9 protein-coding genes are annotated in these 13,116 nt (G+C 69.3%); 4 read left to right on the top strand and 5 right to left on the bottom strand.

Features of this window, described 5'->3' with window-relative positions; all coding sequences use genetic code 11:
* Positions 1 to 151: 151 nt before the first annotated feature.
* Positions 152 to 964 carry a polyphosphate kinase 2 gene (gene ppk2, locus ABCR83_RS20725; protein ID WP_462696594.1) on the bottom strand — a complete coding sequence of 271 codons (813 nt, stop codon included), beginning with the start codon at positions 962 to 964 and terminating at the stop codon, positions 152 to 154.
* Positions 965 to 1,136: 172 nt separating this feature from the next.
* Between ppk2 and ABCR83_RS20720 the strand changes: the two genes are divergently transcribed.
* The 3 genes from ABCR83_RS20720 to ABCR83_RS20710 all read left to right on the top strand — a co-directional run bounded on the left by ABCR83_RS20720 (position 1,137) and on the right by ABCR83_RS20710 (position 6,767).
* Entirely contained in the window at positions 1,137 to 3,524 is a 2,388-nt protein-coding gene (locus ABCR83_RS20720; RefSeq protein WP_462696593.1) for a phosphoketolase family protein, read from the top strand.
* Positions 3,525 to 4,111: 587 nt separating this feature from the next.
* Positions 4,112 to 5,497 (top strand): sporulation protein, encoded by a 1,386-nt coding sequence (locus tag ABCR83_RS20715; RefSeq protein ID WP_462696592.1) that lies wholly within the window; start codon positions 4,112 to 4,114, stop codon positions 5,495 to 5,497.
* Positions 5,498 to 6,086: 589 nt separating this feature from the next.
* Complete coding sequence (locus ABCR83_RS20710; RefSeq protein ID WP_462696591.1) at positions 6,087 to 6,767, top strand: Rv1733c family protein; 681 nt, start codon at positions 6,087 to 6,089, stop codon at positions 6,765 to 6,767.
* Positions 6,768 to 6,986: 219 nt separating this feature from the next.
* Here ABCR83_RS20710 and ABCR83_RS20705 read toward each other — a convergent pair whose 3' ends face one another.
* The 4 genes from ABCR83_RS20705 to ABCR83_RS20690 are packed head-to-tail and all read right to left on the bottom strand — an operon-like array spanning position 6,987 to position 11,745.
* Positions 6,987 to 8,516 carry a YfcC family protein gene (locus tag ABCR83_RS20705; protein ID WP_462696590.1) on the bottom strand — a complete coding sequence of 510 codons (1,530 nt, stop codon included), beginning with the start codon at positions 8,514 to 8,516 and terminating at the stop codon, positions 6,987 to 6,989.
* Positions 8,513 to 9,466 carry a carbamate kinase gene (gene arcC, locus ABCR83_RS20700; RefSeq protein ID WP_462696589.1) on the bottom strand — a complete coding sequence of 318 codons (954 nt, stop codon included), beginning with the start codon at positions 9,464 to 9,466 and terminating at the stop codon, positions 8,513 to 8,515. The genes ABCR83_RS20705 and arcC overlap by 4 nt, the downstream gene beginning before the upstream one ends.
* Positions 9,467 to 9,481: 15 nt before the next feature.
* Positions 9,482 to 10,483 (bottom strand): ornithine carbamoyltransferase, encoded by a 1,002-nt coding sequence (gene argF, locus ABCR83_RS20695; RefSeq protein ID WP_462696588.1) that lies wholly within the window; start codon positions 10,481 to 10,483, stop codon positions 9,482 to 9,484.
* A gap of 38 nt (positions 10,484 to 10,521) precedes the next feature.
* Complete coding sequence (locus ABCR83_RS20690) at positions 10,522 to 11,745, bottom strand: arginine deiminase (RefSeq protein ID WP_462696587.1); 1,224 nt, start codon at positions 11,743 to 11,745, stop codon at positions 10,522 to 10,524.
* Between the two features lie 358 nt (positions 11,746 to 12,103).
* Between ABCR83_RS20690 and ABCR83_RS20685 the strand changes: the two genes are divergently transcribed.
* Entirely contained in the window at positions 12,104 to 13,072 is a 969-nt protein-coding gene (locus ABCR83_RS20685) for an Acg family FMN-binding oxidoreductase (RefSeq protein ID WP_462696586.1), read from the top strand.
* The last annotated feature ends 44 nt before the right edge of the window (positions 13,073 to 13,116 follow it).

The following is a 13,116-nucleotide window of genomic DNA, read 5'->3' as shown; positions in this document are numbered from 1 at the left end:
ACGGCCTCCTTCCCAACGGCATCACACCGTCCGTTCCCCCCTTCCCCTCCACGATCCCGCGCAGGCACGCTCGCGCCATGGGTCACCCGGCCCTCTGGTCAGGGCCGGGTGGGGCAGGTGGCGAGGGTGCCCGCCGTACCCGGCCCGCCGCCTACTGGGCCAATTCTGCCGCGTGGTCGGGCACGTACGTCTGCTGGTTCCGAGGAGGCCGTCGGTATCCGGTGGCTGCCGGGCGGGGCGGCAGTTCGAGGACGGGCCCGGGAACCTCGTGGTACGGCACCGTGGACAGCAGGTGGGCGATCATGTTGATGCGGGCCGAGCGTTTGTCGTCGCTCTCGACGACGTACCAGGGCGCTTCGGGGGTGTCGGTATGCGTGAACATTTCGTCCTTGGCCCGTGAGTACGCCTCCCAGTGGGTGATCGACTCCAGGTCCATGGCCGACAGTTTCCAGCGGCGCGTCGGGTCGCTCAGTCGCTCGCGGAACCGCTGTTCCTGCACGGTGTCGCTTACCGAGAACCAGTATTTGCGCAACAGGATCCCGTCTTCGGTCAGGAGTCGTTCGAAGGCGGGGCACTGGCGGAGGAAGCGTTCGTATTCCGCTTGGGTGCAGAAGTTCATGACGTGCTCGACCCCCGCGCGGTTGTACCAGCTGCGGTCGAACAGGACGATCTCTCCAGCAGCCGGCAGGTGTGCGACGTAGCGCTGGAAGTACCACTGCGTGCGTTCGCGCTCGGTCGGGATGGGCAAGGCGGCGATCCGGGCGACACGTGGATTCAGGCGCTCGGTGACCCGCTTGATCGTGCTCCCCTTGCCCGCCGCGTCCCGCCCTTCGAAGACGACGACGAGCCGCTTGCCCTCAGCCCGCACCCACTCCTGGAGTCGGACCAGTTCCACCTGGAGCCGCAGCAGCTCCCGCTCGTACACCGAGCGTGGCAGGCGCCTCGGCCGATTGCTGTCGGTCACTGCCCTCTCCTCCCATGCGCCTCTCAACGCTACGGCCCGTGCCGGCCTGGCCGACCGTGGAGGGACCGAACGGTCCCCACCGCCCTCCGATCGGCCCTGGCGGCTCCCTCACGGGCGGGTCAGGCTGGAACGGAGTCGCGGCAAGGACCCGTCCGACGCTTCGGAGGCAGTCATGCAGGACGTCACAACGCCGGCACCGGCCACCGGTCCCACCGAGGAGGAGCTGCGGGCGCTGGACGCCCACTGGCGCGCCGCGAACTACCTGGCCGTCGGGCAGATCTACCTGATGGGCAACCCGCTGCTGACAGAGCCGCTGCGCCCCGAGCACGTCAAGCCCCGGCTGCTGGGCCACTGGGGCACCTCGCCCGGCCTGAACCTCGTCCACACCCACCTCAACCGGGTCATCCGCGCCCGTGACCTGGACGCCCTGTGCATCTGGGGCCCCGGACACGGCGGGCCGGCGGTACTGGCGAACTCCTGGCTGGAAGGCACGTACTCCGAGACGTACCCCGACGTCAGCCGCGACGCGGCAGGTATGGAGCGGCTGTTCCGGCAGTTCTCCTTCCCCGGCGGCGTCCCCAGCCACGTCGCCCCCGAGACCCCCGGCTCGATCCACGAGGGCGGCGAACTGGGCTACTCCCTCTCCCACGCCTACGGAGCCGCCTTCGACAATCCGGACCTCGTGGTCACGTGCGTCATCGGCGACGGCGAGGCCGAGACCGGACCGCTGGCCGCCTCCTGGCACTCGAACAAGTTCCTCGACCCGGTCCACGACGGCGCGGTCCTGCCCGTCCTGCACCTCAACGGCTACAAGATCGCCAACCCGACCGTGCTGTCCCGCCTCCCCGGGCCCGAGCTGGACGACCTGCTGCGCGGCTACGGGCACGAACCGCTCCACGTCACCGGACACGACCCGATGACCGTGCACCGGGCCATGGCCACTGCCATGGACACCGCGCTCGACCGCATCGCTCTGCTCCAGCGCACCGCCCGGGAGGAGGCCATCGCCGAACGCCCCCGCTGGCCGATGATCGTGCTGCGCACGCCCAAAGGCTGGACCGGCCCCGCCGAGGTGGACGGCGTCCCCGTCGAAGGCACGTGGCGTGCCCACCAGGTCCCGCTGGCGGGCATGCGCGACAACCCCGAGCATCTGCGGCAGTTGGAGGCATGGCTGCGCTCGTACCGCCCACAGGAGCTCTTCGACGAGCACGGCCGGCCCCGGCCCGAGGTGCTGTCCTGCATCCCCGACGGCACCCGCAGGCTCGGCGCGACACCCCACGCCAACGGCGGACTGCTGCTGCGCGAGCTGCCCATCCCGCCTCTGGAACGGTTCGCCGTACCCGTCGACAAGCCCGGCGCCACCCTGCACGAACCCACCCGCATCCTGGGCGACTTGCTCGAGGATGTCATGGAAGCCACGAGCGAACGCCGCGACTTCCGCCTCGTCGGCCCGGACGAGACCGCCTCCAACCGGCTCCAGGCCGTCTACCGGGCCAGCGGCAAGGCCTGGCAGGCCACCGCCCTCCCCACCGACGAACACCTGGACCGGCACGGCCGTGTCATGGAGATCCTCTCCGAACACACCTGCCAGGGCTGGCTGGAGGGATATCTGCTCACCGGCCGCCACGGCCTGTTCTCCTGCTACGAGGCGTTCGTCCACATCGTCGACTCCATGGTCAACCAGCACATCAAATGGCTGCGCGTTTCCCGCCGCCTCCCCTGGCGCCGCCCCATCGCCTCCCTCAACTACCTCCTCACCTCGCACGTCTGGCGCCAGGACCACAACGGCTTCTCCCACCAGGACCCCGGCTTCATCGACCACATCCTCAACAAGAGCCCCGAAGCCGTACGGGTCTACCTCCCGCCGGACACCAACACCCTGTTGTCCGTGGCCGATCACGTGCTGCGCAGCCGCGACTACGTCAACGTCATCGTCGCCGGCAAGCAGCCCAGCTTCGACTGGCTGAGCCTGGAGCAGGCACGGGCCCACTGCGCCCGGGGCGCCGGTATCTGGCCCTGGGCCGGCACCGAGGACGGCACCCGGGAACCCGACGTCATCCTCGCCTGCGCCGGCGACGTACCCACCCAGGAGGTCCTGGCCACTGCCCAGATCATCCGGAACAGCCTCCCTGGCCTGTCCCTGCGCGTCGTCAATGTCGTCGACCTGGCGCGGCTGTTGCCGACGGAGGAGCATCCCCACGGCATGTCCGACGCCGAGTACGACGCCCTGTTCACTCAGGACAAGCCGGTCATCTTCGCTTACCACGGCTACCCCTGGCTCATCCACCGCCTCGCCTACCGCCGCACCGGCCACGCCCATCTGCATGTCCGCGGCTACAAGGAGATCGGCACCACCACCACGCCCTTCGACATGGTCGTACGCAACGACCTCGACCGCTATCGCCTCGTCATGGACGTCATCGACCGCGTCCCCGGCCTCTCCGTCCGCGCCGCCACGCTGCGGCAGACCATGGAGGACACCCGCACCCGCCACCACGCGTGGATTCGGGAACACGGAACCGACCTCCCGGAAGTCGCCGACTGGACCTGGTCGGGGTGACGACCATAGCTATTCGGCAGCCGTTCGACGCGTTGCCATCCCCGGCAGGGAGCACGAGCACCCAGCCGGGGATCACGGTTGCTGTCCCGTCTCACGCGAGCTGCCCCGATGTCACTGGACCTGAGCAGGTCTGAAGGGCGGTGTCAGTGGAGCTGCTCCGTGCCCGCGTTCGGTGGGCGGGGCGTCGACGTTGCCGGGAGCCATCGCCTCGGATCCTGGGGCAAGTCAGGTCGATCGGCGGTGCTGGCCGCCGCAACTATGAGCGCCGCTACGACGGCGATCGCCCACGGTGGCAGGATCTCAGGGAGTAGCGGCCCGACGTAGGGGATCGTTGCGAGCAGTCGGCGCGCTGTGCTCCGTGAGCGCGCTCCGCACGTCGGTATCCATTTCTTCCTGGCGGGTGTCATGGCCTTGGTCAGCCTCGCATTTCGTGTGCTTCGCCTTCGTGTCTCGTCAGGACACCAGGGCGGGAGCAGTCCCGCAGGGCTCACAAGGGGGGCTCACGGATCGCGGCGGGCGTTGACGTCAACATCCTGCAGTTAGGCTGGAGTTGGCGCTACGGTTGACTGGGAACGGAGCGTGAGATTGTGACGGCGGGAAGGGCCTCCGGCCGCGGAGCAAACGCTCATCTGGACAAGCTGATCGCGGAGTCCGGCATCAGCCACAAGCGGCTGGCACACCGGCTGAACGAGCTCTGCCTGGCCGAGGGCATCGCCAGCGAATACACGCACACTTCCGTGGCCAACTGGTCCCGCCGGGGCATGCAGCCGAGGTGGCCGGTGCCCCAGCACATCTGCACCGCGCTCGCCGAATGCCTCGGGCGGGCCGTGAGCCTGGCCGACATCGGTATGGAATCGGCGCATGACGACCGCGCGATCGGCCTCGCCTTTCCGCGAGACCAACGGCAGGCGCTCACCGAAACGGCCTTGTATTGGAGCACCGTGAACCGACGCAACTTCTTGGCCGCGGCTTCTTTTGCCGCCTCAGCCTTCTCCGAACCGGTGACCCGCTGGCTGATCAGCCCCACTGAGCCCATGAAGCCGTCATCCGGGGCCTATATCCTCGGCCGCGCGCACATCGAAGAGATCCGCGCAGCGGCCGACAACGCACGGACGTGGGACTCGCGGTTCGGCGGAGCCCTGTGGAAGTCCCATTCACTCACCGAGTACCTGGACGAGCGCGTCACACCGCTGCTGCGCACCCGGTACTCAGAGCGGGATGGCTGTGACCTGTTCTCCGTGACCGCCGAGGTGGCCCGCCTGGCCGGCTGGACGGCGTTCGACGCCAACCAGCACCAGACCGCGCAGCGCCACTACATCCAGGCCTTGCGGCTGGCCAAGGCCGCGGGCGACATCCACCTGGGCTCGTACATCCTGGCCACGATGGCCATGCAATCCATGATGCGCGGGTTCGCCTCGCAGGCCATCGACATGGCCCAGGGGGCATACGAGCGGGTACCGGCCGCCGACCCCCGGGTGCTCGGCTTCGCCAAGCTGATCGAGGCACGCGCGCACGCACGGGATGGGGACGCACGCTCGGCCTGCGCCTGCCTTGCCGCTGCCGAACAGCTTCAGGAACGCGGGCAGGCCGAAGGCACGGGTGAACGGCCCTGGATCGACTTCTTCACCCGGCAGCGTGTCGTCACGGATGCCACGGAGATCTTCCGCGACCTGGGGCGCCCGAAGTCCGTCTTCGCGTGGCACGCCCTGGGAGCAATGCCCGGGGACGCGTTCGCCAGGTCCAGGGGTATCCGGCTGTCCGTCCTGGCCACGGCCTACGCCCAGCAGGGGAACCTGGACGCCGCCCTGTCCCTCGGGCAGGAATCACTCCAGATCTTCTCCCGGCTTCAGACCGCACGCGGCCTCGACTACATCAAGATCTTCACCAGCGCGCTCCGCCCTTGGCGCCGCGAGCACTCCGTCTTGACCTACATGAGCCAGGTCAGGGCACTGACGTCCAGTTTCCCCGCCTAACACACGTCGAGGTGCGGCCCCAGGCAGGACCGCAGTCGGCGAGGAAAGTGCCCTGGTCTTACCGCGGTTGCCTACTACAGCCGTATTCCGGCTAGCCCGCTCCGCCAGGGCGCCTTCCGTGTCGCTTTCCATAAGTACCATCTGCGGCAGGCGCTGTAGGAGCAAGTCAGGCAGCTCTGACCATCTCCGTACGGCTCACCCGGAGCCCTGCACAAGGGCTCACGCCCCGCCGCTGCCGAGATGGCCACCGGCACGGTCGGCATGGCAGGCACCAAGTGGTGACGCGATAGCCGGTGACCACGACGCTCCACCCGGTCCGTTCCGCCATGCCGAACTCATCGGCCTCGTATGCCACCACCGCTCCGTCCTGAGCCGGGCCGAGCAACGCGGCGCCATGGTGAGCCCGGATGATGATGATGCGGTCGTCGAGGAGGACATGACGTCGGCCACCGGGACCGGGCGCACCGCATCCGTACAGCCGTGGCCGGGCTGCCCGGGCTGGAACTGTGCGGCCCGCCGGACGCTCGATGCCCCAGGGAACTGACGCCGCTTCGGCCCCCACCGGCCCCCGCATGGGACGTTCGGCCCCGTGACCCCGCTCAGCCGGGCGCCCGACCGTGGGGACAGCACGCCAAGTCGGATGCCGTCGTCTGGGAGGCAAATGATGAACGCGCGAGGCACGCCGCATGCGCGTGGGCCGGTTCCGTACTCCTTTCGGCGGCGGGCGGTCAATCCGCTGCGGCGCCCTTCCGACCGGTGTCAGGCATGGCTCGAAGCCGGCCTGCTCCTCCTCCTGATCCTCGCCCTGCCGACCGTCACGCCCGCAGTCGCCAAAGACGTGCACGAGTCCCAGATGCACACCCTCCATAAGGAATCAGAGCAAAGGCATCAGATCACCGTCCGTCTGATCGGGGACGCGGCCGACACCTCCCCCTCCAAGGACGACATGCAACGGGCGCCTGTGCGCTGGACCGGCACAAAAGGCAAGGAACGGACAGGCGTTGCCGATGTCCCTGAGGGCTCGGCCAAGGGCGAGGAAGTCCTGGTCTGGGTGGACCGGGAGGAGAAGCTTACGAAACCGCCGATGCGTCAGGAAGATGTCGTGGCGGTCGCCTGGCTCGCCGGTGGCATGACGGCCGTAGGTCTCCTCGTGGTGTTCTTCGGTGCGCGGGCGGCACTCATCGCGGCGCTGGACCGCAAGCGGTACACCCGGTGGGAGGCGGAGTGGGAGGTGGTGGAGCCACGGTGGTCGCGGAAGCCGTACCGATGATGGACCACGGCATCCGCGGCCGAGCAGGCCAGTGGTCCAACCACCCGCTCCAAAGGGTCCGTTCGGCCCATGACACAGCTCCCTGGACAAACAGGATCGAAGCAGCGCGAACAACACGGCGGAGGCGTCGGGGCTCGTACGCCCCGGGGACGCCACCGCTCAGCCGCCGATTGCTGGACAGGCTTTCCCAAGCCTGTCCAGCAATCGAGGGCAGGGCCGTCAATTGACGGCCGCGCCAAGGATCATGAAGCCTGCAACGGCCGCCAACAGGATGCCCATCAGCGGTGCCATGAACCGCAGGTACCGGTCGTAGCGCACCTTGGACAAGGCCAGGCCGCCCATGACGACGGCGGAGGTCGGGGTGATGAGGTTTACCCAGCCGGAGGCGGACTGGTAGGCGGTGACCACCAGGGCCCGGCTGACGCCGGCGAAGTCGGCGAGCGGGGCGAGGATGGGCATGGCCAGGGCCGCGTGCCCGGATGAGGAGGGCACGAAGAACGCCAGGGGGATGTTCACCAGGAACATCAGCACGGTGAAGAACCCGGAGGACGTCCCGGAGACGGCGCTGTGCAGAGCGTGGAGGATGGTGTCGGTGATGCTGGCGTTGTTCATGATGACGGTGACCCCACGGGCCAGCATGATGATCATTGCTGCCCCGATGAAGTCCCCCGCGCCTGCCACGATGGCGCTGGTCGTGCCCTTCTCGCCGAGTCCGGCGATGAGACCGACCGCGATGGCCGCCACGATGAACAGGGCTGCCAGTTCGGGGAAGTACCAGCCCAGGGTGGGCAGGAAGGTGATGTGCAGGTCGGCCCAGGGGATCACGGCGAAGATCATGAAGAGGAAGGTCGCGGCGAAGAGGGCCAGCACGACGCGCTGCCGTACGGTCAGGGGTCCGGCAGTCGAGCCCTCGTGTCTGAGCTCGTCGTCCTCCGGCACCGGAGCCACCAGGGAGCGGTCGGAGTCCGCGAGAACCCGGTTGGCATAGCGCACCAGATACAGGGCGGCCAGCGCCGTCAGCACCGCCCACATCAGCAGCCGGAGCACGATGCCGTCACCGGTGCCGATGCCGGCGCTGTCGGAGGCCACGCCGGTGGCGAAGGGGTTCACGGTGGAGGCGAGGGTGCCCACCCCGGCGCCGACCATGATCACTGCGGCGCCGACCATCCGGTCGTAGCCCAGCTTGAGCATCAGCGGGATCATCAGTCCGTAGAAGCCCAGCGTCTCCTCGGCCATGCCGTAGGTGGTGCCGCCCAGGGAGAACAGGGCCAGCAGCACCACCAGCAGAAGTGTCCGGTGCTGCCGGAGCCGTTCGGCGAGGCGGGCCACCCCTGAGGTCAGGGCGCCGGTCCGCAGGGTGACGGTGATGAAGGCGCCCACGGCGAGGACGAACAGGAACACTCCCGCCGCTCCGAAGAACGCACCGTCGCCGCCGGGCGCAGTGAGCCCGGAGTGTGCGTCGGTGACCCCGTACAGCCCGTTGACGGGAGAGAGGAAGAGGTCCTTGAGCCGACTCCCGAACCCGGTGGCCAGTTTGACCGAGTGATAGGTGTCCGGAACCGGGCTGCCGTCCTTGGTGTCATACCTCCCGGCGGGGATGACGAAGGTCAGGGCCCAGACGGCGAGGGTGACGGCGGCCAGCACGGTGAAGGCGGAGGGAAATCTGAAGGTCCTCCGCCGGGCCGGCCCGGCCGGTTCCGGCGCGCTGCCGGACTCCGGGGTGGCGGACGGGGTGGCGTGTGTGGTCATGGCCGGTCCTGCGGTCCGTCGGTGCCGTCCTCGAAGGGGCGGCCGCTGGGGGTGACGACCGTGCCCGCGGTGCCGTCGAGGATGGCTTGCGCATCGCCGAGGGCACCGATGGCGGCCATGCCTCCGGTGAGTTCCACGAACCGGCAAACCGCCTCCACCTTGGGCCCCATGGAACCGGCCGGGAACCGCTCGGCACGCAACTGCCCGGGAGTGGTGTGCCCGATGGGCTCCACGTCCGGGGTTCCGTAACTCCGCATCACCTGGGGCACATCCGTGAGCAGCAGCAGCGCGTCGGCATCGAGTGCCTCGGCGAGCAGGGCGGCGGTCAGGTCCTTGTCGACGACGGCTTCCACTCCGGTGAGTTGGCCGGTTTCGTCGCGGATGACGGGGACGCCGCCGCCTCCGGCGCAGACCGCGACCGCACCGGAGTCGAGCAGCAGGCGGATCAGCCGGGTCTCGACGACGCGTTGCGGGTCGGGGGACGGCACGACGCGGCGCCAGTGCGGACCGTCCTGCCTGACCGTCCAGCCGCGCTCGGCGGCGAGCCGTTCGGCTTCCTCCTGTTCGTAGACCGGGCCCACGAACTTGGTGGGGTGGCCGAACGCGGGGTCGGCGGCGGAGACGAGCGTCTGGTTGAGCAGGGCGCAGACCTGGCGATTGGGCAGGGCGTTCTGGAGCGACTGGAGCAGCCAGTAGCCGATCATGCCCTGGGTCTCGGCGCCGAGGACGTCGAAGGGGTAGGGCGAGGTGAGGCTCCGGTCGGCGGCGCTCTGGAGGGCGAGCAGGCCGACCTGCGGCCCGTTGCCATGGGTGATCACCAGTTCGTGCCGGTGGGCGAGGGGGGCCAGGGCGGCCACGGCCGCCCTGACGTTGGCGTGCTGCACGGCTGCGTCCGGACGGTCTCCCCTGCGGAGCAGGGCATTGCCGCCGAGCGCGACGACGACGCGCATGACTTCTCCCGAGATTCAGTCGCCGAGCGTGGCGACGAGGACGGCCTTGATGGTGTGCAGCCGGTTCTCGGCCTGGTCGAAGACGATGGAGTGCGCGGACTCGAAGACCTCGTCGGTGACTTCGAGGGCGGTCAGACCGGTCCGGGCCAGCACCGCCGCTCCCACGGTGGTCTCGCTGTCGTGGAAGGCCGGCAGGCAGTGCATGAACTTCACCCGGGGATTGCCCGTGGCCTTGAGCGTGTCCGCGGTCACCTGGTACGGCTTGAGCAGGGCGATCCGCTCGTCCCAGATCTCCTTCGGCTCGCCCATGGAGACCCAGACATCGGTGTAAAGGAAGTCCGCGCCCGCCACCCCTTCGGTGACATCGTCCGTGAGCGTGATCCGCGCACCGGTGGACTCCGCGAGCCGCCGGGCCTCCTTGACCACCTCGGGCGCGTTCCGCAGGCTTTCGGGGCCGACCATGCGGACGTCCATGCCGAGCATCGCGCCCATGACCAGCAGGGAGTTGCCCACGTTGTTGCGGGCGTCGCCGAGGTAGGCGAAGGAGATGTCGTGCAGGGGCTTGTCGGTGTTCTCCCACATCGTCAGGGCGTCGGCGAGGGACTGGGTGGGGTGCCATTCGTCCGTCAGGCCGTTCCACACCGGGACGCCGGAGTAGTCGGACAGATCCTCGACGATGCGCTGGCTGCTGCCCCGGTACTCGATGCCGTCGTAGAGACGGCCGAGGACGCGGGCGGTGTCCTTGATGGACTCCTTGTGGCCGATCTGCGCGCCCGCCGGGTCCAAGTACGTGACGTGCGCGCCCTGTTGGTGGGCAGCGGTCTCGAAGGCGCAGCGGGTGCGGGTGGAGGTCTTCTCGAAGATCAGGGCGATGTTCTTGCCGCGCAGGCGCTGTTGTTCGGTGCCCGTGTTGCGGGCGGACTTCAGCTGGGCGGACAGGTCGAGCAGGAAGCGGAACTCGCCGGGAGTGAGGTCGAGTTCCTTGAGGAAGCTGCGGTGTCGCAGGTTGAGGGCCATGGTGACGTACTCCTCCGCTGATCGGGAATTGACGAGCGTCAGGCGGCGGCGCGCTCGACGGGGCAGCTCATGCAGCGCGGACCGCCGCGCCCCCGGCCGAGCTCGCTGCCGCGGATCGTGATGACCTCGATACCGTTGCGGCGCAGATGGGTGTTGGTGGTCACATTGCGCTCGTAGGCGACGACGACGCCGGGTTCGACGGCCAGGACGTTGCAGCCGTCGTCCCACTGCTCCCGCTCGGCGGAGTGGACGTCCTGGGTCGCCGAGTGGACGGTGACCGACGCCAGTCCGAGCGCGTCGGCGATGGCGTGGTGCATGTCCTCCGGCGCATGGTCGGTGATCACCAGCTTGTCGCCGTCCGTTCCCGGCTCGATGGTGCAGGACGGCAGCATGCCGAGCCCGGCGTACTGGGTGAAGGTGTCACCACTCACCATGGTCATCACGGTGTCGAGGTGCATGAAGCTTCGCCTCTTGGGCATCTCCAGGGCCACCACGCGGCGTGCGGAGCCGGCGGCGAACATCCGCAGGGCCAGCGCCTCGACGGCCTGTGGCGTGGTGCGCTCGCTCATGCCCACCAGGACCGCGCCGTTCCCGATGACCAGGACGTCGCCGCCTTCGATGGTGGACGGGTGGTCCGCCTGGCCGCCGGACCACAGGTGGTACTCCTGCTTCTCGAAGAGCGGGTGGTGCCGGTAGACGGCCTCGAAGTGGACGGTCTCCCGGCGGCGTGCCCGCTTCTTCATCGGGTTCACGCTCACCCCGTCGTACACCCAGCAGGAGGTGTCTCGGGTGAAGAGGTGGTTGGGGAGCGGGGCCAGGACGAAGTCGTCGGGGGCCATGGTGTGCAGCCGTACGCTGTGGAGCGCGCCGAGGTGGTGTGTCAGCTCGCGCTTGGTCATCCCGCCGATCAGATAGCCCGTCAGCTCGGTGGGCTCCATGGCGTCGAAGACGGCCCGCATCCGGTCGGTGGCGAGGGGGCCGAAGTCCCGCTCGTCGAAGACACGGTCGTGGACGAGCGTGCGGGCGGCGGGCTTGGCCAGGGTCTCGGTGAGCAGGTCGGCCAGGTAATGGACCTGTACGCCGCGGTCCCGCAGGGTGTCGGCGAAGGCGTCATGCTCCTCCCTCGCCCGCTTGACCCACAGCACGTCGTCGAAGAGCAACGCGTCCTTGTTCGTCGGGGTCAGGCGCTTGAGCTCGAGGTCGGGGCGGTGCAGGATCACCTGCCGCAGCCGGCCGGCTTCGGAATCAACGTGGAAGTTCATGGCTCTCCTGGAACGGGAGCGACGGGCGTCGGCTCCGGTGCGCCGGATGCGCTCGCCCTCTGGGATCCGGTACCACCTCACGGGGGCTACCGGTTGAACAATCCCAACGTGTCACGACGGCCCCACTGCCATCGGCGGCCACAGGGTCCCAATGCCTGCCCGACAGGCCCCAGTTGAGCAGGGGCCACTCCCACCACCTGGCCGGGACCTTCGGACCCCGGACGGAATCACACGGGGGCCGGACTCTGCCCGCCGGGGACCCATGGACCATGGTCCGGCGACCGCCCGGCGGCCAGTGTGGGGGTGGGAACAGAACGCGACGGGCCCGTGGTCATGGGTCCGGAGAGGACAGACCGCGATGCGTGTACCGGAAATCGACGCCGCCTCCCTCGAGACACTGCTCTCGGCAGCGGTGGCCGCGCCGTCGATCCACAACTCCCAGCCGTGGAGGTTCCGTCTGGAGCCGGCGTCCTGCTCCCTGGAAGTCCGCGTGGTCAGAGGCCGGTCGGCACCGTTGGCGGACCCCAGGAGGCGGGCGCAGTATCTCTCCGTGGGAGCGGCGGTGTTCAACCTGCGCGTCGCGGCAGCGCATCTGGGCTGGAAGCCCGTGGTGCGGCTGCTGCCGCCCGGGGACGATCCCGATCTGCTGGCCACGGTGCGGCTGACCGGTTCCCCGGTCGACCGTTCACGCGACCCCGCGCTGTACGAGGCCATAGCCCGGCGCCGTACGAGCCGCATACCCTTCACCGGCCGGACCGTGCCGGAGCCGGTCGTGGCGGAGATGGCGGCGGGTACCCGGACGGAAGGCGCGCGACTGCATGTTCCCGACATCGTCGCCACCCGGCGGATGCTCGCTCTGACCGCCGAGGCGGAGCGGCGCAATCACCTCGACAAGGCGCGCACGAGGGAGAGCCGGGCATGGGTTCTCCCGCCCGGCGCCGGCCCGTACGGTGTCCCGGTCTCCGCTCTCGGTCCCCGGGACGCGACGCGGCGGATTCCGATGCGTGACTTCACCGGTGCCGGTGACGCGCGTCGCGTGCCGGCGCTGCCCTATGAGCGCCACGCGCAACTGGCGCTGGTGTGCACGGGGTACGACCGGCCGGAGGACTGGCTCCGGGCGGGGCAGGCCCTGGAGCGGATGCTGCTGCTGGCCACTGCGCACGGTGTGCGTACCTCGGCCCTGCACCAGGCCCTGGAGTGGCCGGACCTGCGCAAGGCGCTGCTCCACGGACAACCGGGGTGGCCGCAGTTCCTGATCCGCTTCGGCTACGGGCCGGACGGCGGTCCGACTCCACGGGCCACGGCGTCCGCGGCGACGGCGGAATGACGGTGGCGTGTCCTGCACCGTCGAGGTGGTGCAGGACACTCCAC

The organism is Streptomyces xingningensis (genome assembly GCF_054957865.1).
The sequence above is the reverse complement of the archived record's forward strand: the minus strand, read 5'-3'. Positions and strand labels throughout refer to the sequence as shown.